The 17,439-nt window shown below is 70.3% G+C and carries 15 protein-coding genes and 1 pseudogene; 14 read left to right on the top strand and 2 right to left on the bottom strand.

All coding sequences use genetic code 11. The features are described from left to right. Positions 1–203 precede the first annotated feature (203 nt). The 11 genes from ADL01_RS35795 to ADL01_RS46935 all read left to right on the top strand — a co-directional run bounded on the left by ADL01_RS35795 (position 204) and on the right by ADL01_RS46935 (position 14,712). Positions 204–1,484 carry an MFS transporter gene (locus ADL01_RS35795; RefSeq protein ID WP_063783629.1) on the top strand — a complete coding sequence of 427 codons (1,281 nt, stop codon included), beginning with the start codon at positions 204–206 and terminating at the stop codon, positions 1,482–1,484. 169 nt (positions 1,485–1,653) lie between these two features. After that, positions 1,654–4,263 carry a glycoside hydrolase family 3 C-terminal domain-containing protein gene (locus tag ADL01_RS35790; RefSeq protein WP_078960965.1) on the top strand — a complete coding sequence of 870 codons (2,610 nt, stop codon included), beginning with the start codon at positions 1,654–1,656 and terminating at the stop codon, positions 4,261–4,263. 426 nt (positions 4,264–4,689) lie between these two features. Then, complete coding sequence (locus ADL01_RS35785) at positions 4,690–6,057, top strand: amidase family protein (protein ID WP_063783628.1); 1,368 nt, start codon at positions 4,690–4,692, stop codon at positions 6,055–6,057. Positions 6,058–6,077: 20 nt separating this feature from the next. Next, positions 6,078–7,100, top strand: a complete 1,023-nt coding sequence (locus ADL01_RS35780) for a carbon-nitrogen hydrolase family protein (protein ID WP_053746233.1) — start codon at positions 6,078–6,080, stop codon at positions 7,098–7,100. Then, on the top strand, positions 7,097–7,834 hold the full coding sequence (locus ADL01_RS35775) for an IclR family transcriptional regulator (RefSeq protein WP_053746232.1): 738 nt from the start codon (positions 7,097–7,099) through the stop codon (positions 7,832–7,834). The genes ADL01_RS35780 and ADL01_RS35775 overlap by 4 nt, the downstream gene beginning before the upstream one ends. Positions 7,835–7,951: 117 nt before the next feature. Continuing rightward, positions 7,952–9,580: a thiamine pyrophosphate-dependent enzyme gene (locus ADL01_RS35770; protein WP_053746231.1), complete on the top strand. Its 1,629-nt coding sequence runs from the start codon at positions 7,952–7,954 to the stop codon at positions 9,578–9,580. Between the two features lie 23 nt (positions 9,581–9,603). Further along, positions 9,604–10,545, top strand: a complete 942-nt coding sequence (locus ADL01_RS35765; protein WP_053746230.1) for a malate dehydrogenase — start codon at positions 9,604–9,606, stop codon at positions 10,543–10,545. 59 nt (positions 10,546–10,604) lie between these two features. After that, positions 10,605–12,065, top strand: a complete 1,461-nt coding sequence (locus ADL01_RS35760; protein WP_053746229.1) for an aldehyde dehydrogenase family protein — start codon at positions 10,605–10,607, stop codon at positions 12,063–12,065. Positions 12,066–12,923: 858 nt separating this feature from the next. Further along, positions 12,924–13,157: a type II toxin-antitoxin system VapB family antitoxin gene (locus ADL01_RS35755; protein WP_053672219.1), complete on the top strand. Its 234-nt coding sequence runs from the start codon at positions 12,924–12,926 to the stop codon at positions 13,155–13,157. Further along, positions 13,154–13,561, top strand: coding sequence for a PIN domain nuclease (locus tag ADL01_RS35750; protein WP_053746228.1), 408 nt, complete (start codon positions 13,154–13,156; stop codon positions 13,559–13,561). The genes ADL01_RS35755 and ADL01_RS35750 overlap by 4 nt, the downstream gene beginning before the upstream one ends. A gap of 320 nt (positions 13,562–13,881) precedes the next feature. Further along, positions 13,882–14,712, top strand: a complete 831-nt coding sequence (locus tag ADL01_RS46935) for a hypothetical protein (protein ID WP_053746227.1) — start codon at positions 13,882–13,884, stop codon at positions 14,710–14,712. Here ADL01_RS46935 and ADL01_RS46930 read toward each other — a convergent pair. Then, positions 14,601–14,858 (bottom strand): annotated as a pseudogene (locus tag ADL01_RS46930) (HNH endonuclease family protein); the annotation flags it as partial. The gene ADL01_RS46935 and the pseudogene ADL01_RS46930 overlap by 112 nt on opposite strands. Then, a complete protein-coding gene (gene tcmP, locus ADL01_RS35740; RefSeq protein ID WP_053746226.1) occupies positions 14,786–15,271 on the bottom strand; it encodes a three-Cys-motif partner protein TcmP in 486 nt (161 codons plus the stop codon). The pseudogene ADL01_RS46930 and the gene tcmP, both read right to left, overlap by 73 nt. A 457-nt stretch (positions 15,272–15,728) precedes the next feature. Here tcmP and ADL01_RS35735 point away from each other — a divergent pair, with 457 nt between their 5' ends. The 3 genes from ADL01_RS35735 to ADL01_RS35730 are packed head-to-tail and all read left to right on the top strand — an operon-like array spanning position 15,729 to position 17,374. Then, a complete protein-coding gene (locus tag ADL01_RS35735; protein WP_053746225.1) occupies positions 15,729–16,394 on the top strand; it encodes a hypothetical protein in 666 nt (221 codons plus the stop codon). Positions 16,395–16,402: 8 nt separating this feature from the next. Beyond that, positions 16,403–16,582 (top strand): hypothetical protein, encoded by a 180-nt coding sequence (locus ADL01_RS45015; RefSeq protein ID WP_159049721.1) that lies wholly within the window; start codon positions 16,403–16,405, stop codon positions 16,580–16,582. Between the two features lie 51 nt (positions 16,583–16,633). Continuing rightward, positions 16,634–17,374: a serine/threonine-protein kinase gene (locus tag ADL01_RS35730; protein WP_234354910.1), complete on the top strand. Its 741-nt coding sequence runs from the start codon at positions 16,634–16,636 to the stop codon at positions 17,372–17,374. The last annotated feature ends 65 nt before the right edge of the window (positions 17,375–17,439 follow it).

Below are 17,439 nucleotides of genomic sequence, written 5' to 3'. Positions count from 1 at the left end.
CTCACTCTAGTGCGGCGGAAAAAATCATACGAAAACCTACCGACCGATAGGTAGCAATTGTAGAGTGCGGTCCCACCGGCGCGGCGAAGCCGTCCGCCCGGGCCCCGGGGGAACGAGTCCCAGCTCCCTTCCGCTCTCTTGTGACCCTCTCGCTCGCTTTCTTCCGCTTTCTTCCGCTCTCTTCCGCGCTCTGGGAGATCCCCATGTCCGAAAGCACCACCGCCGCTCCTCCCGCCTCCGCCGGTACGGCCACCCCGGCCGTCACCGCTCGCGTCGGCGCCGGATTCGTCTCGCTCTACGCACTCGCCTACTTCGGTATCTGGCTGGCGGTCCTCGCACCGGCCGTGGTGACCCTGCAGCTCAAGGTGTTGCGTCTGTACCCCGACGACGCCACCTCGGTGATCGGTGTCGTCAGTGGTGTGGGCGCGTTGTTCGCCCTCATCGGCAACCCGTGGGCCGGGAGGCTGTCGGACCGGTGCATGTCGCGCTTCGGCATGCGCCGGCCGTTCATCCTCGGCGGCATGGTGGGCGGCACCCTGGGCACCGCGGTCATCGTCTACGCGCCCAACATGGGCATACTCATCGTGGGGTGCTCGCTGGTCCAGCTGTCCTACAACACCGCGCTGGCCGGCATCGTGGCAGTGGTCCCGGACCAGGTGCCCGAGGACCAGCGCGGCAAGTTCTCCGGCCTGCTCGGACTCTGTCAGTTCCTGGCGCTCGGTGTCGCCGCCTACGTGGTGGACCTCGTCGCCGGGAACATGCCGCTGATGTTCGGCGTACCGGCCCTGTTCGGCCTGCTGGCCGTCGTGCCGCTGCTGGTGGTGCTGCGGGACAGAGTGCGCACCGAGAAGCCGTCCACGCCGTACGGGGTCAAGGAGTTCCTCGCCAGTTTCTGGGTCAACCCGGTCGCGCAGCCGAGCTACGCCTGGGCCTGGCTGAGCCGCTTCCTCCTCGTACTCGGCTGGGCGACCCTCATGACGTACCAGGCGTTCCTGCTGATCGACCGGTTCGGCTACACGCCGGACAACGTCGGTGGTCAGGTCGGGGTCGTCCTGTCGGTGATGGTCGTCGGCATTCTGGCCGGTTCCGGTGGTGGCGGTTGGCTGTCGGACAAGCTCGGCCGGCGCAAGCTCTTCGTCGGGCTCGCGGGTGTCATCGCCGCGATCGGTCTGCCCACCGTCGCCGTCGCGCACAGCATGACCCTGCTGCTGGCCGGGGTGGCCGTCGTGGGTCTCGGTATCGGCGTCCACATGTCGGTCGACCTCGCGCTCGTGCTCGACGTCCTGCCGGACAAGACCAACGTGGCCAGGGACCTGGGCGTGTTCAACATCGCCAACGCGCTTCCGCAGTCCGTCGCCCCGGCGATCGCGCCGGTCTTCCTGGCCATCGGGGCAGGGCAGAACTACACCGCCCTGTTCCTGGCCGCCGCGGGCTTCGCGGTGCTCGGCGCCCTGGCCGTCCGGCCGGTACGAGGAGCGCGCTGAGCGTCCCCGGACACCCCGGTCGACACGCGGGCCGGTGGGGGCCGTCCGTGTGTCGACACCTTCTCCTGCCCGTGGTGGGCGCGCCAACCGCACCGGCCACGGGCCCGAACGGGGGCGGGGCGCACCTGGACGCCCTGCCACCGCCGACCCGAACGAAGGAGCACCGGCCATGACCGAAGGCACCCCGGTGACGAGCCACACCGTGAACGGGCCGACCCCGCGGGCGGATCACAGCCGCCGGGACACGATCCCGGCGACCGCGGCGACCGCGGCGACCGCGGCGACCGCGGCGGACGATGACGAACTGCGCGCATGGGTGGTCGAGGGCGCTCTGGCCCGTATGGACCTCGACACCAAGGCCCGGCTGATCGCGGGCCAGGACATGTGGTCGTTGCCCGCCGTGCCCGCTGTCGGCCTGCGGTCCGTGGTCATGTCCGACGGACCCATCGGAGTGCGGGGAACCCGGTGGTCCCCGGACGACCCCTCGGTCGCGTTGCCCAGTCCGACCGCCCTCGCCGCCACCTGGGACCCCGAACTCGCGCACCGAGCCGGCCGGTTGCTCGCGCACGAGGCCCGCCGCAAGGGCGTCGACGTACTGCTCGCGCCCACGGTCAACCTGCACCGCACTCCGCTGGGCGGCCGTCACTTCGAGTGCTTCTCGGAGGATCCCCTGCTCACCGGGGTCATCGGCGCCGCATACGTGCGCGGCGTGCAGGACGGCGGTGTCGGTACGACCGTCAAGCACTTCGTCGCCAACGAAAGCGAGACCGAGCGGTTCACCCTCGACGCGCGAGTGGGCGAACGGGCGCTGCGCGAGCTGTACCTCGCCCCCTTCGAACACATCGTCACCCACGCCGGGCCCTGGGGTGTCATGTCCGCCTACAACGGTGTCAACGGCGCCACCATGACCGAGAACCACCGCCTCCAGAACGAGGTCCTGCGCGGGGAGTGGGGCTTCGACGGCGTGATCGTCTCGGACTGGATGGCCGCCCGCGACACGGTACGCGCCGCCGAGGGCGGCCTGGACATCGCGATGCCGGGCCCGAAGACCGTCTACGGCGCCGCTCTCGCCGACGCCGTGCGCGACGGCCGCGTCGCCGAGCGGACACTCGACGCGGCGGTACGTCGCGTCCTGCGGCTGGCCGCACGTGTCGGCGCCCTCGACGGCGCCCCGCCCGCCGGCACGTCAGGGGCCGAGGAGATCGACGGCAGGGCTCTGGCGCGCGAGATCGCCCGCCGCTCGTTCGTCCTGCTCAAGAACCACCCCGCTCCCGACGGCGGTGCGGTACTTCCCCTCAACCGGGACGCGCTGCGCAGGGTCGCCCTCATCGGCGACACGGCCCGCCACGCCCGCGTCATGGGCGGCGGCAGCGCCACCGTCTTCCCCGAGCACGTCGTCAGCCCGCTGGCCGGACTGCGCCGCGCTCTTCCGCCGGCCGTCGAACTGGTCCACGCACAGGGCGCCGACCCGCGTACCCGCCTCGCCCCGGCCGCCGAGTACTTCACCCTGCGCTCCCGCTACCGGGACGAGGACGGCAACGTCCTCGCTGAACTGCCCCAGCCCGACGGCCAGGTGATGACGGTGGGCAGCCTGCCCACCGGGGTGACCGCACGGCAGCTCCACTCCGTGGACATCACCGGCAGCTTCACCCCCGACCGGAGCGGAACCCACACCTTCGGCGTCACGGGGTTCGGCAGCTACACCCTCGACGTCGCCGGTCACCGGCTGGCCGAGGACGTCTGCGTCCCCGACTCCGACGACCCCTTCCTCGCCTTCACCAACCCGTCCGAGCGGCGCTTCACCGTCGAGCTGACGGCGGCCGAGACCGTCGAGGTCGCCTTTCGCTTCGTCCCGTTCACCAAGGGCATGGACGACAACATCGCGGCTCTCGCCTTCGGCCTGGGGCACCGCCCGCCGACCGCCACGGACGAGGAACTCATCGAGGAGGCCGTTGCGGTCGCCGCGGCCAGTGACGTCGCGGTGATCGTGGTGGCCACCACGGAGGAGACGGAGAGCGAGGGCTTCGACCGCGCGAGCCTGAAGCTGCCGGGCCACCAGGACGAACTCGTCCGCCGGGTGGCCGAGGCCAACCCGCGCACCGTCGTGGTCGTCAACACCGGCTCCCCGGTGGAGATGCCGTGGCGCGACGAGGTCGCCGCCGTCCTGCTCGGCTGGTTCCCGGGGCAGGAGGCCGGGCACGCCCTCGCCGACGTCCTGCTCGGCGCCGAGGAACCCGGCGGAAGGCTCCCCACCACCTGGCCCGCGGCCATGACCGACTACCCGGTCCTGGACACCGAGCCCGTCGACGGCCTCCTCACCTACGACGAGGACGTCTTCATCGGCTACCGGGCCTGGGCCCGCCAGGACACCCCGCCCGCCTACTGGTTCGGCCACGGCCTGGGATACACGGACTGGGCGTACGAGGAGGCCGCGTTCACGCCCGCGCCACCCGGCGCCCACGAGCTGGGCACACTGCGCGTGAGGGTACGCAACACCGGTGGGCGCCCGGGCCGTGAGGTCGTCCAGGTGTATCTGGAACCGGCGGACACGGCCACCGCCGACGCGGCCGAGTGCCCTCGACGCCGGCTCGCCGGTTTCGCCACCGCCCAGGCCGCCCCCGGAAGGACGACCGTGGTGGAGATACCGGTGCCTCGCAGGGCCGCGCAGATCTGGGACGCGGAGCTGGACGCCTGGCACACGGTCCAGGGCCGCTACCGCCTGCGCGCCGGGCGCTCGTACCCGGATCTGCGCGTCGAGGCGGCATGCGACGCGCTCTGACGGCTTCGGGGCCTCCCGGCCTCCCGGCCTCCCGGCCTCCCGGCCTCCCGGCCTCCCGGCCTCCCGGCCTCCCGGCCTCCCTCCCGGCCTCCCGGCCTCCCGGCCTCCCGGCCTCCCGGCCTCCCGGCCTCCCGGCCTCCCGGCCTCCCGGCCTCCCGGCCTCCCGGCCTCCCGGCCTTGCGGACCGTGAGACCGGCGTACCGCAGCCCCACGCCGGTTCGGGCACGCCGCCACCTCGCGAGAGGTGCTTGACGACGACCGACCGGGCGATCCCGGTCTCCCACCGCACCGAGGTCGTTCTCGGCGCGGTGGACGCTCGTGTGCCGGTCCGGCTCAGTCCCGGACGGCGCCGACCAACGCATCTGGAGTCTCGCATTGCGAAACAGCCATGTTCATGAGCGGCGGACAGGACCTTATTGTCCGCCCATGCAGACTGCCCTCTCCAGGCTTGCCACGGGGACGCTCACCAGCGTCTCGCTCACCGAGGAACTCCTCGCGCGCGCGGAGCGGGCCGGCGACCTGGGGGCCTTCGTCACCCTCGACGCCGACCGCGCTCTCGCCGAGGCCGCGGCAGCGGACCGCCGCCCCGGTCGGGGCCCGCTGCACGGGCTGCCGATCGCCGTCAAGGACAACATCCACGTCGCCGGACTCCCCAACACCGCGGGGTGCGAGGCGCTCGCCGGATTCGTCCCTGACCGTGACGCGCAGGCGATCACCCGGCTGCGTGCGGCAGGCGCGATCGTGCTCGGCAAGACCAACATGCACGAGCTGGCCCTGGGAGCCACCACCACGGGTGGCCCGTACGGCCCCGCCCGTAATCCGGCCGACCCCGACCGCTTCGCGGGCGGAAGCAGCGGCGGCACCGCCACGGCCGTCGCCGCCGGTCTGGCCCCGGCAGGTCTTGGCACCGACACCGGCGGCTCGGTCCGCGTTCCGGCCGCGCTCACCGGCATCGCCGGTCTTCGACCGACCACGGGCCGTTACCCCACGGGGGGCGTGACGCCGCTGTCGCGGACGCGCGACACCATCGGCCCCATGGCCGCGACCGTCGCCGACATCGTCCTTCTGGACACCGTCCTCGCCGCCGACCGGGGCCCGGCCGAGGCACCCGACCCGCGCGAGGTCGTGCTCGCCGTCCCCGCACACCACTTCACCGAGCCGCTGCACCCGCGTACCGCCGAGGTGTGGGAGCACTGCCTGGACGTCCTGAGGACCGCCGGGGTCCGGCTCGCGCCGGTGCGGCTGCCGGAGGTCGAGACGGCCGAGGAACTGGCCGGATTCCCCATCACCCTCTACGAGGCCGCCAGGCAGCTCCCCGGGTACCTGAGCGTGGCGACGGGCGGCACGGAACCGGCAGAACTCCTGGCCCGGATCACCCACCCCGACGTACGCACGACGATGGAGCGGGTCGTGTTCCCGCAGGCGGTCACCGAGTCGGCGTACCGGGCTGCCCTTGAGGTCCGCGACCGTGTCCTCGTGGACGGCTACCGGCGGATCTTCCGCGAAACCGGAGCACACGCCGTGCTCTTTCCCACCACCCCCCTGCCCGCCGGACTGATCGACACCGACACCGAGCGGGTACGGCTGGACGGCGACGCGCGTCCGACCTTCCCCACGTACATCCGCAACACGGGACCCGGCAGCGTCGCCGCTCTTCCCGGCCTCACCGTGCCCGTCCGGTCGGCGGGCCCGGGACTCCCGGTGGGTGTGGCGCTCGACGCGCCCTGGAACACCGACCGACGGCTCCTGGGCCTCGGCCTACTGGTCGAAAAGCTCCTGGAAGCGGGAGCATGAAGAGAAGGAGACGATCGGACATGACAGAGACCACTCGCCGCTTCAAGGCCGCGGCCGTCCAGGCCGAGCCCGCCTGGCTCGACGCGGAGGCCGGGGTCGCCAAGACCGTCGACCTGATCGCGGAAGCGGCCCGGGGCGGGGCCTCGCTCATCGCCTTCCCCGAAGTATGGATTCCCGGCTACCCGCACTTCCTGTGGCTGGGCGCGGTCGCCGACCAGGTCCCCTACGTCGGCCGCTACCACGCCGCCTCGCTCGCCCCCGACGGCGACGGGATGACCACGATCCGCCGCGCCGCCCGACAGCACGGCATCACCGTCGCGCTCGGCTACAGCGAGAAGGACCACGGCAGCCTCTACATCACCCAGACCGTGATCGCCGCCGACGGCAGCGTGCTCCTGCACCGCCGCAAGCTCAAGCCGACCCATGTCGAGCGCAGCCTGTTCGGCGAGGGCGACGGCAGCGACCTCAAGGTCGTCGACAGCGCGCTCGGCCGGCTCGGCGCCCTGAACTGCGCAGAGCACGTCCAGCCGCTCAGCAAGTACGCCCTGTACGCGCAGAACGAGCAGGTGCACATCGCCAGTTGGCCGTGTTTCGGTCTCTACCGCGACCTCGCCTTCCAGCTCAGCGCCGAGGCCAACACCGCCGCGAGCCAGGTGTACGCCATCGAGGGCAGCGCCTTCGTCCTGATGGCCACCCAGGTCATCTCCCCGGCCGGCATCGACGTCTTCGCGTCCACCCCCGAGCAGCGCCGCCTGCTCACGGCCGGCGGCGGCTGCTCCCGGATCTTCGGCCCCGACGGGCGTAGCCTCACCAAGGACGTCGACGAAGGTGAGGAGGCACTGGTGTACGCCGACATCGACCTCGACGAGATCGACCTCGCGAAGAACGCCTACGACCCGGCCGGGCACTACGCGCGCGCCGACGCCACCTATCTCGTTCACCGTCGCGAAGCCCGCCGGCCCGTGGTCCGGGAGGGCAGCCCCGCCGAGACCACGTTCCCGGCGCTGTTCCCGTCGCTGGACGACGAGATCCCCGAGCCATGACCCGGCCTGCCGAAGACTCCCCGCCGCCGGGCCGACCCCCCGTCCAGACCCTGGACCGGGGGCTCAGGCTCCTGGAAGTGATCGCGCTGTCGGACGTACCGCTGACGCTGGCCGAACTGAGCCAGCAGATGGGGCTGCACCGCTCGATCGTCTACCGGCTGCTGCGCACCCTCCAGGACCACCACCTGGTCGCGCACACCACCCACGGGTACGTCATCGGCACCCGCGCCCAGTCACTGGGCCGGCGCACCCTGCCCATGCTCCAGCGCATCGCCAAACCGGAGATCGCCAAGCTGGCCGCGCGCGTGGGCCTGACCTCCTTCTTCGTCGTCCGGGACGGCGAAGAAGCGGTGACGCTGGTCTCCGTCGAGGTCGAGAGCACCCGCTCGCGCACCGTCTACAGCCCCGGCGACCGGCATCCGCTGACCCTGGGCTCCCCGGGCATCGCCATGCTGTCCGCCGAGCCGCAACTGCTCGGTGAGCGACCGGAGATCAGCCGGGCCCGGGCCGGCGGCTACGCCACCACACGCAACGAGGTCGTGCGTGGCCTCGGGACGATCTCGGCGCCGGTCGTGTCGGCGCCCGGCCACGCCGTCGCCGCCGTGTCGATCGCCTTCACCGTCGAACAGCCCGGCCCGCCACAGATCGAGGCCGTCCTCGACACCGCCCGCCTGATCACCGGTCGGCTGCGCGGAGAGCTGTCCACCGGAGCGATCCTGCCTGGGGTCGACTGACTCGTCCGCCGACCCGGCGACCGACTCACGTACGGCACGTTTCGCATAGTGAACGTGCCCGTGGTCCCCCAGGGTTGGGCGGCTTAGCGTCCAGTCCTGCCAGAAAGGGGACCCGCGATGACCAAGGCCGCCCACCCCAGGACCGTCAAGGAACAGACCTTCGACGTCCTGCGCCAGTACGACCTCACCACCCTCTTCAGTAACCCGGGCTCCACCGAGGTCGGCTTCCTCGCCGACCTGCCCGCCGACATCTCCTTCGTGCTCGGCCTGCACGAGGGCTCGGTCGTAGGGATGGCCTCCGGCAGGGCCCTGGCCACCGGTCGCCCCGCGCTCGTACTGCTGCACACCACCGCCGGATACGGCAACGCGGTCAGCGCCCTGGCCACCGCCCGCGCCAACCGCGCGCCCCTGGTGGTCATCGTGGGCCAGCAGGACCGCCGGCATCTGCCCCACGAGCCGTTCCTGGCCGGGCGGTTGGACGGACTGGCGGGGGAGTACCCCGTGTGGCAGCACACGCCGGCCCGTGCGCAGGACGTTCCCGGCGCCGTGGCCCGCGCCTGGCACGAGGCCCAGGAAGGCCGGGGTCCGGCGGTCGTCGTCGTCCCGATGGACGACTGGTTCGCCGAGGCCGAGGAGGACGTCGCCCAGGCCGCGCCGCGCGGACCGCTCGCGGTACGAGGCGGTCGTACGGCCTCCGACGACGCCGTGGCCGCCCTCGCCGCGCTGCTGACGGCCGCCGACTCGCCCTGTCTGGTGGCGGGCGCGGGCAACGACACGGCGGACGGCTGGCAGGCGCTCGTCACTCTGGCCGAGCGCCTGGACTGCCCGGTCTACCAGGAGCCGTTCGGCGCCCGCGCCGGCTTCCCCCAGGACCACCGTCTCTTCGCCGGCCACCTGCCCGCGGTGCGCCCCGCACTGCGCGAGGCGCTCGCGCCGTACGACACGGTCCTCACCGTCGGAGCCGCCGCGTTCCGCCAATACACCTACGCCCCCGGCGAGTTCACCGAGCCGGGCACCCGGGTCGCCGTCATCACCAACGACCCGGAGGAGGCCCACCGCAGCCCGGCGGAGCTGGTGCTGCTCGCCGAACCGGCCGACACGGTACGCCGGTTGGCCCCGCTGGTGCCCGCCATCCCGCGTTCCTCGGCGCCGAACCGGCCGACCGCACCCCAGCCGCCTCTCCCCGGTGAGCCCCTGCGTGCCGCTCATGTCCTGGCCGCCCTCGCCGAGCGGCTCGACCCGACGGCCGTGGTGCTAGAGGAGACCCCCTCCAGCCGCCCGGACCTGCACCGGCTGCTGCCCGCCCGGGCGCCGCTGGGCTTCCTCAGCGCGGCCATGGGCGGACTGGGCTTCGCCATGCCGGCCGCGATCGGCGTCCGGCACGGCGCCCCGGACCGGCCCGTCGTGGCCGTCCTCGGCGACGGCTCCTCCCTCTACTCGATCCAGGCCCTGTGGAGCGCCGCCCACTACGGCATCGGCGTCCTGTTCGTCGTCCTCGCCAACGGCCGCTACGCGATCATGGACCGCCTCTCCGAGCGCGAGGGCTCCGCCGCCCCGGCCTGGCCCGCCTTCACCGAGCTGAGCGTGTCGACCCTGGCCAAGGGCCTGGGCTGCCCGGCCGAACGGGTCGAGGACCACACCGCGTTGCTGTCCGTCCTGGACAAGGTCCTGCCGACCCTGGCGGACCGGCGTGAGCCGCTCGTGCTCGAGGTCGCCGTCGAGGCCGACGCCCACTACTCCTCCTGACCCGTTGAACGGAAGGCACACACGTGAAGGTCGTCATCATCGGAGGCGCCGGCGGCATCGGCTCCTCCGCAGCGTTCAACCTGCTCTCCGCGCAGGGGACGTACGAGATCGTGCTCGTCGACACCCGGCCGAACATGATCACCAGCCACACCATGGACCTGGAGAACGCCATCGGCCTCGGCGCCACCGCCGACACCGTGCGGGGCGGCACCCCCGAGGACGCGCTCGACGCGGACGTGGTCGTGCTGAGCGCCGCCGTTCCGCTGCGGCTGAACTCCTCCCGTTCCGTCTTCCTCGCCGACAACGCGCGGATCGTGAACGAGTGCCTGCGTCCCCTGCGGGAGGCGGGAGCGGACTTCGGCGGGCTGGTGCTCATGCTCACCAACCCCGTCGACCCGCTGCTGACCTGGGTGCACCGGCAGGGCTGGCTGCCGCGCGAGCGGCTGATCGGCTACACCCTCAACGACAGCCTCCGGCTGCGCACCGGCATCGCGTTCGCGCTCGGCGTGCCGCCGAAGGACGTCGACGCCTGGATGCTCGGCGAGCACGGCGAGGGCCAGGTCCCGCTGTACAGCCGGGTCAGGATCGGCGGGGAACCCGTCGTACTCACCGACGAGCAGCGCACGGTCGCCGAGGAGTACGTGGACACCTGGTACTCCAAGCACGTGGCCCTCGACTCGGGCCGCACCTCCACCTGGACCACCGGCCTGGGCACCGCCCGTCTCATCGAGGCGATCGCCACCGGCTCCGGGACCCTCGTCCCCGCCTCCGTCGTGCTGGACGGCGAGTACGGCGTGCACGGCACCAGCCTCACCGTGCCCGTCGAACTCGGGCCCGAGGGCGTACGCCGCATCGCGGCCTGGGACCTGTCGGCCGAGGAAACGGCCGGCATGGTCCGGGCCGCCGACCGTGTCGAGGCGGGTGCCACCGAACTGACCGACCAGGCCGTGGCTCAACCGTCCTGACCCAGCTGATCACGTATCACCACGTATCAACGACGCTACGTAGCAAGGAGAACGACCTCATGGCCATCACCCGAGACCTGTACATCGCCGGCAAAGACGTGCCCGCCGCCTCCGGCCGGACCACCGACGACATCAACCCCTTCACCGGGGAGGTGTACGCCACCGTCGCCGCCGCCGGTCCCGAGGACGTCGTCCGTGCCGTGGACGCGGCCGACGCGGCCTTCGAGGCATGGGCCGCGCTGGCCCCCTTCGCCCGTCGGGCGATCTTCCTCAAGGCCGCCGACGTGCTGGACGGGCGCGGCGCGCAGGTCGCCGACCTGATGGCGCAGGAGGCGGGCGGCACCCGTCCATGGGCGTTCTTCAACGTGATGCTGGCGGCGAACATCCTGCGCGAGGCGGCAGCCGCGATCACCGCCCCGCGCGGTGAGGTGCTCAGCGCGCAGGAGCAGGGCGCGCTGGGCCTGGCGATACGCGAACCGCTGGGCGTGGTCGCGGCGTTCGCGCCCTGGAACGCGCCGGTCATCCTGGGCGTGCGCGCCGTGGCGGCGCCGCTGGCCGCGGGCAACACGGTCGTCGTCAAGGCGAGCGAGGACGCGCCGATCGCCTGTGGGCTGCTGGTCGCCGACGTGCTGCGGGAGGCCGGGCTGCCGGACGGCGTGCTCAACGTCATCACCAACGCCCGTGAGGACGCGGCCGAGATCGCCGAGACGCTGATCGCCGACGAGCGGGTACGGGCGGTGAACTTCACCGGCTCCACCGCTGTCGGACGGATCGTCGGAGAGCTGGCGGCCCGTCACCTCAAGCCCGCCGTGCTGGAGTTGGGTGGCAAGAACGCGGTGCTCGTCCTCGACGACGCGGACGTGGACTACGCCGTGGACGCCGTGACGTTCAGCGTGTTCATGAACGCCGGACAGATCTGCATGTCCGGCGACCGCATCCTCGTCCACGAGTCCCTGGCCGAGGAGTTCATCCAGAAGTTCACCGCGAAGGCGGGTTCGCTGGCGGCCGGTGACCCCGGGGAGCCGTACACGGTCGTGGGCCCGCTGGTGAGCGCACAGGCCGCCCGGCGGGTGGCCGACCTGGTCGCGGACGCCGTGGCCAAGGGCGCGAAGGTCCTGCTCGGCGGCGGCGAACCGGACGGCGCCGTCCACCCGGCGACCGTCCTCACCGCTGTCCCGAAGGACGCGGACCTGTACCACACCGAGGCGTTCGGCCCGGTCTGCGTGATCGAGACCTTCTCCGACGACGACACGGCGGTGGCCCTCGCCAACGACACCGACAACGGCCTGACCTGCGGCATCATCACGGAGAACGCCACCCACGGACTGACGGTGGCGCGCCGGATCCGGACGGGCATCGTGCACATCAACGACCAGTCGGTGGCCGACGAACCGCAAGCCCCGTTCGGTGGAGCGAAGGCCTCCGGGTACGGGCGATTCGGCGGCCGTTGGGGGGTCGAAGCGTTCTCGAACACCCGCTGGGTGACCATCGCCACGCAGCAAGCGCACTACCCCTTCTGAACCGGATCGGAGTGCCGGGGCCCACTGGGCGATCAAGGCGAAGCCCGGACCACCGGACGGCCTGTCGGACACGTCGCGACAGGGCTGGGAACACGCTGCCCACGCGCCTTGGGAGCATCGGTAAGTGAATCCGCTGCGTGACGGTTCTGCCGACTCGGGTGCACAGGGAGCAGGCGGACGCCGTTGAGGCGACGGAGGAAATGCCGGCCCCGCGTACTCGGGGACGATCCACCTGTCCTTGAGTCGCTGATCGTGGGAAAGGAAATCCGTTGCGCACGGTTTCGAGACTCTCTCCTCGGCTGGGGAGAGAGTCCGTGAACCGGGTGCGCGTGCCCGTCTGGGACGCGTTCTGGACGCAGGTTGGACACAAGGATCGGAAAAGACTGACGAGGGCCGAGAAGGACTGAGGCGCCAAACCGCGTCTGACCTGGAAAAACGGCCAGGATGAGCATGGATCGACAAGGGTCGCCAAGATCCTCAAAGGACTCATAATCCGTCGGCCGTGGGTTCGAGTCCCACCCGCCCCACCACTCGCTACGCGAGGAGAAACCTTCTGACCAGGCACTTTCCTGGCCGGGGCGAGAGTATGAGGGTCCTGGCGACCCTGTCGCGATCATGATTTCGTGATCGGCTGGACAAATTCTGGACGCCGATTCCGGTCAAGTCGGGCATATCCCCTATGGGATAGTTCGGGCTAGGGTCGGGCAGGTCTCCGCTGGCTCGCTGATAGCGGGAAGTGGCCCATGGGAACCCCGACATTCGGCGCGCTTCCCTCAGGGGGCTGTTTGTGGTCGATGGCCGCGTTCAATGTTGGTGATGTATCCTGGGTGCATACATCATGGAGGTTGGAGGTGTCCGATGTCCGTCACGCAGATTGATCTCGACGACGAGGCGCTGGCCGAGGCCATGCGGCTCATGGGTGTCACGACGAAGAAGGAGACCGTCAACGCGGCCCTCCGGGACTACGTGGCGCGGATCAAGCGGCTGGAGGCTGCGGAGAAGCTGGCCGCGCGGGGTGCGCGTGGCGAGTTCGAGCAGGCCGCGGCGGCGCACGACGCGGAGAAACGTGCACGACGCGAGGCCTTCGAGTGATCACATATCTGGTGGACACCTCGGCTCTGTGGCACCTGTTTCGCACCCCAGGTGCGTTGCGTCCCTGGGAGGGACACATTGCCGCCGGGGTGTTCCACCTCTGCGAGCCGACACGGGCCGAATTTCTCTACTCGGCAACCAGCCCGTCCCATCGGGACGAGCTCGCAGAGGAACTGGACGCGCTCTGCTTGCTCTCTCCGGTTCCGAAGAGCGCCTGGCGATGGGTCGACACCGCCCAGTACAAACTGACCCAGCAGGGCCAGCACCGCGCGGCTGGAGCGATCGACCTGTTGGTGTGTGCGACCGCGGTCCACCACGGGCACACCGTCCTCCACGTGGACAACGACTTCGCGACGGTGGCCGGAGTGCTCAAGGAAGTGCAGCAGCGGGACGTACGAGCCTGATCTTCTGTGGCATGCACGTTTGCAGGCCCTTGACCTCTCGTAGATCGATGACCCCATCACCGTCCTGGGACCGTGAACTTGACCGGTCCTCTGGGCGCAGCCGTCGCACCGCCCAGATCCGTGGGCCGTGCTGCTGGGGGCCTCCGCGAGCCGGGGTGGTGGCAGTGTTGCGTTGACTTGAGGGCTCTGACTCTGTGTGCGCGCTCTGCACTGCCTCGGGCGCGGCCTCCGGCTCCCGCGGCCACAGATCCCCGGTTGCCAAGGCGGGCATATGACTGGTCTTGGTTGCCACGTGGATTGACAGAACGACAACAATTAGATTGTTAGCGATCTACATCTCCTCCAGCCAGTCCAGCGCGACGACCCTCGACAAGCTGATCACCGAGCGGGTCGCTGGCACGCGCATCCTGGACCGGGAACCGGTGCTGGCCCTGTGTCGGGCCGGACTGGCGATACTGGTGATCGACGGGTTCGACGAGATGTTGGGCTTCCGGTCCTACGACGACCCACTTTCGGGCCTGCAGCCGATCCTCGACCAGCTTCGCAACCGGGGAGCCGTCATTTTGTCCGCGAGGGCAAGCTACTCCGAGGCGCGGCTCTGGAAAAGCCTGACGGAGCACCCTGCCAAGGAGTCGCATCACCGGCTGACCACGATGAAGTTGCAGCCGTGGCGGCGAGCGCAGCTACTTGAGCTCGCGGACCACCTGTCAATCGACGCAACCACCGAGGAAGCCCCGGAAGTCCGGCAGTTGCTTACCACCCCGTTCTTCTGCCTCGCCTACGCCGCCTGGAAGCAGACGGGCCCGTCTGGCGACTTCCTGCGGTTCGTGATCGACACCTACCTCCAACGGGAGTTGGACAAGCTGGTGGGCCATCAGGGTGGTCCGCTCTTCACCCAGGACGACCTCTCGGACATTTTCTGCGAGGTCGCGGAGATGACCGCGCGCAACGTGACCGCGGAGGTCTCCGAGTCCGACCTGGTGGACGCGGCAGAGTTCGCGCTGGGCAAGGAGCTCGACGAGAAGGAGCAGCGTCGGCTGTTCGGGCAGTCGGCGAGGGCCTCGGTGAGCGCGTTCTGCTCGGCGGGGTCGACGGTCAGGCCCCAGCGGGTCTTGATGGCGATCCAGTCGGTGGCGTACGTGCACCGGTAGCCGGCCGCCGGAGGCTGCCAGGTAGCGGGGTCCTGGTCGCTCTTACTGCGGTTACTGGTGGCGGAGACCGCGATCAGTGCGCGCGGGTCACCGAGGTCGTTCGCGTAAGCCTGGCGCTCGGCAGCAGTCCAGGCGGAGGCACCGGAGTACGCGAACGTCCACACTCCCGGACGGCACGCTCGACAACCCGGTCGAGAACGCCGTCGACCTCACCGCGATGAGCGTGCGCCTGTACGCCCCGTGCCAGGTAGTGCTGGACGACCTCGTGGAGCCGGTCGAATGATTTCGCCTGCGGCTCGCAGAAGAAGCACTCCAACGTCAACCCTGGCCCGCTGCGCAGGTACGAGGCGACCCTCAGTGCTATCTCCGCAGACGCCGGATCGCCGTTCTCGTAACGGCCCTCGCCCGCGTATCCGTCGAGGTACACCACGCGCTTGTCATGGGACTGCGTACCCGTCATGCCGCCGAACTGCGGCAGATACCGCTTGAGGAGATCGTGCTTGAACACGCTGGGCAGCGCCTTGTCCGCCCAGTAGCCCCCGCCCGTACCCGACGACATAGCCATCCCCACGACTGCTGTATCCGTCTGATCACAGATGGTGAAGCACTCAGGGAACCCGGGCAAGGGCATCACGGGACAGACCACAAGCGAAAAGCGTTGCCGACCCCAGTCGCCTCAACGCCTGCTGGAGCGCACCCCCACCCCAACGCATCATCATCTGATCGGCCGGTGTCCACGGCGGGTCCCCACCTCGAAGGGGCCGACCACCTGACGGTCTGCGACATCCCCGTCGTACTGGAGAACGGCTGCACCGACGGCGAACGCGACGCCGTCCGCGCCTGAACCCGCCGGGAATTGATCACCGTCCAGGAACACCGGCCCGGCAACCGACCGCCCGGCCGGGCATGCCCGGAAACGTGCTGACGAGGCAGGGCTGGGCTTGCGCCCCGGCGGGTGAGGCGAAATCCAATCGACTCCAACGATGCCTCTATGGAATCTTCGCTGGTGCGTAAAGATGCCTGTACGCCCGGGACTTCGGGCGCGCAACGAGGGGGAATCTGCGCGACCTTCAAGATCATATCTGTCCATAGCCGCTGTCGCTTGTGCGGTAGCAGCGGCCTTCAGTCTCGGCACTTCGTCCGCGTCAGCGGAGGACGGTTCTCCGAGCCAGTCCAAGACTCGGTATGTCGAGATCGACAACGACGCGAGGCCCGCTGTTGAAGGCACCTCGGTCACTGAGTGGGGCAAGACCGAGTCCGGTGAGTCCTACTCCTTCACCTATCGTGCCGGCGAGGCCAAGCCGGACAGCGCCACGGCCGCGGCAGCGGTCACCAAGTGCTCCATCTACATCTCGGACGTGTCCTTCCACGGCGGCGGCGCCAACGCCTGGTTCTCCTGGGAGACCTCGCAGGTCTGCAGCGGCTCGTTCGGGTCCCAGCACATCGAGACTCAGATGTGGCGCAGTTCCTGGAGCGGCCCGCGCGGCTACGACGTCTGGCACGGCACCAGGTCCACCACCAATTCCTTCATCGACTACGGCTGGTCGGTCGACTGCAACGACGGGGGCGGCACCTACACCTACTACCCTGTCATGAAGGGGTTCGCCACCGGCGTCGGCTCCAGCCCGACCACCCGGGCCGACAACGAGCTCCGCAAGAACTGCGGCACCACGGCTCCATAGGAGGAGACATGGCCCGGGATCCCGAGGAGCGCTACCCCCGTGAGGGGCGTTCCCTGAACCCGCTGAACGGCGAAGAGCGCGGTCACGCTGTCAGCTACTCGACCTCCACCTCTACCGTCCGGCGGGTCTGGTGGAAGGTCAGAGCGGCACTGCGTTCGCCGGTGCGGGCCAGACGGCACCAGCGGTAGGCAGCGAACTCTCAAACGGGCCAGCCCCGTACGCACCTTGTTCCTTGAGGTGTGTATGGGGCCTTCCTGCCGAGGTGTACCAGGCAGGAGTGCCGAACACCTCCTGCGGCCAGGGCGCGGCCATGGCTGCAGGAGGTCGCCGACGCTCTGGACGCCGCGCATGAGGCGGGCCTCAATCACCGGGACATCAAGCCGTCCAACATCATGGTCCGGGACAGCGGCGAGGCAACGGTGGTGGACTTCGGCATCACGCACGACATCACCACCACCGGCGTCCTGATCGGCACCCCGGCCTACATGGCGCCCGAAGCGCTGTCCGGCTCCTTCGACCACCGCTCCGACCTGTACTCGCTCGGATGCGTGCTCTTCGAGGCGGTCACCGGCTGCCGGCCCTTCACCGGCACGTCCTGGCAGCTGATCAACCAGCACCTCAAAGAGCCGCCCGCCCTGCTGCGCACCCTGCGTCCGGACGCTCCCGTGGAACTGGAACGGCTGGTCAGCCGCCTCCTGGCCAAGAACCCTGCCCAGCGCCCGGACAGCGCCGATGAGGTCTACGACCTCCTGGAAGAGATCAACGACCGCTACTTCGGCGACACTTCACCCATCCCCAGCCGCGGGGCCGACGTCACTTCCGAGCGTATGACCGCCCGCGAGAACTGCCCTGCCTGTGCCACCACAGGAGACGAGTCGGTGAAGGCCGCCGCGACGGTACCCGCCGGCTCACGCGGCTTCGACGGAGGCAAGCAGATCAACGGCCATTATCTTGAGCCCGCCGATCTTGCAGGTTCCTGACCTGGTGTGTTGTGTGGAGGACAGTGTCCTCGACGGTCTCCTCAGCAGGGCCCGATGACGGCGGA

It is taken from the genome of Streptomyces sp. NRRL WC-3618, assembly GCF_001280005.1.
In the GTDB taxonomy this organism is placed as follows: Bacteria; Actinomycetota; Actinomycetes; order Streptomycetales; family Streptomycetaceae; genus Streptomyces.
The sequence above is the reverse complement of the archived record's forward strand: the minus strand, read 5'-3'. Positions and strand labels throughout refer to the sequence as shown.

Bases quoted from the DNA above. Each gene is read 5' to 3' on its own strand.
- tcmP (WP_053746226.1), bottom strand. From the start codon at position 15,271: ATGTCGTCGGGTACGGGCGGGGGCTACTGGGCGGACAAGGCGCTGCCC.
- ADL01_RS35780 (WP_053746233.1), top strand. From the start codon at position 6,078: ATGACAGAGACCACTCGCCGCTTCAAGGCCGCGGCCGTCCAGGCCGAG.
- ADL01_RS35770 (WP_053746231.1), top strand. From the start codon at position 7,952: ATGACCAAGGCCGCCCACCCCAGGACCGTCAAGGAACAGACCTTCGAC.
- ADL01_RS35735 (WP_053746225.1), top strand. From the start codon at position 15,729: ATGCCTGTACGCCCGGGACTTCGGGCGCGCAACGAGGGGGAATCTGCG.
- ADL01_RS35785 (WP_063783628.1), top strand. From the start codon at position 4,690: ATGCAGACTGCCCTCTCCAGGCTTGCCACGGGGACGCTCACCAGCGTC.
- ADL01_RS35795 (WP_063783629.1), top strand. From the start codon at position 204: ATGTCCGAAAGCACCACCGCCGCTCCTCCCGCCTCCGCCGGTACGGCC.
- ADL01_RS35775 (WP_053746232.1), top strand. From the start codon at position 7,097: ATGACCCGGCCTGCCGAAGACTCCCCGCCGCCGGGCCGACCCCCCGTC.
- ADL01_RS45015 (WP_159049721.1), top strand. From the start codon at position 16,403: ATGGCCCGGGATCCCGAGGAGCGCTACCCCCGTGAGGGGCGTTCCCTG.
- ADL01_RS35790 (WP_078960965.1), top strand. From the start codon at position 1,654: ATGACCGAAGGCACCCCGGTGACGAGCCACACCGTGAACGGGCCGACC.
- ADL01_RS35755 (WP_053672219.1), top strand. From the start codon at position 12,924: ATGTCCGTCACGCAGATTGATCTCGACGACGAGGCGCTGGCCGAGGCC.
- ADL01_RS35760 (WP_053746229.1), top strand. From the start codon at position 10,605: ATGGCCATCACCCGAGACCTGTACATCGCCGGCAAAGACGTGCCCGCC.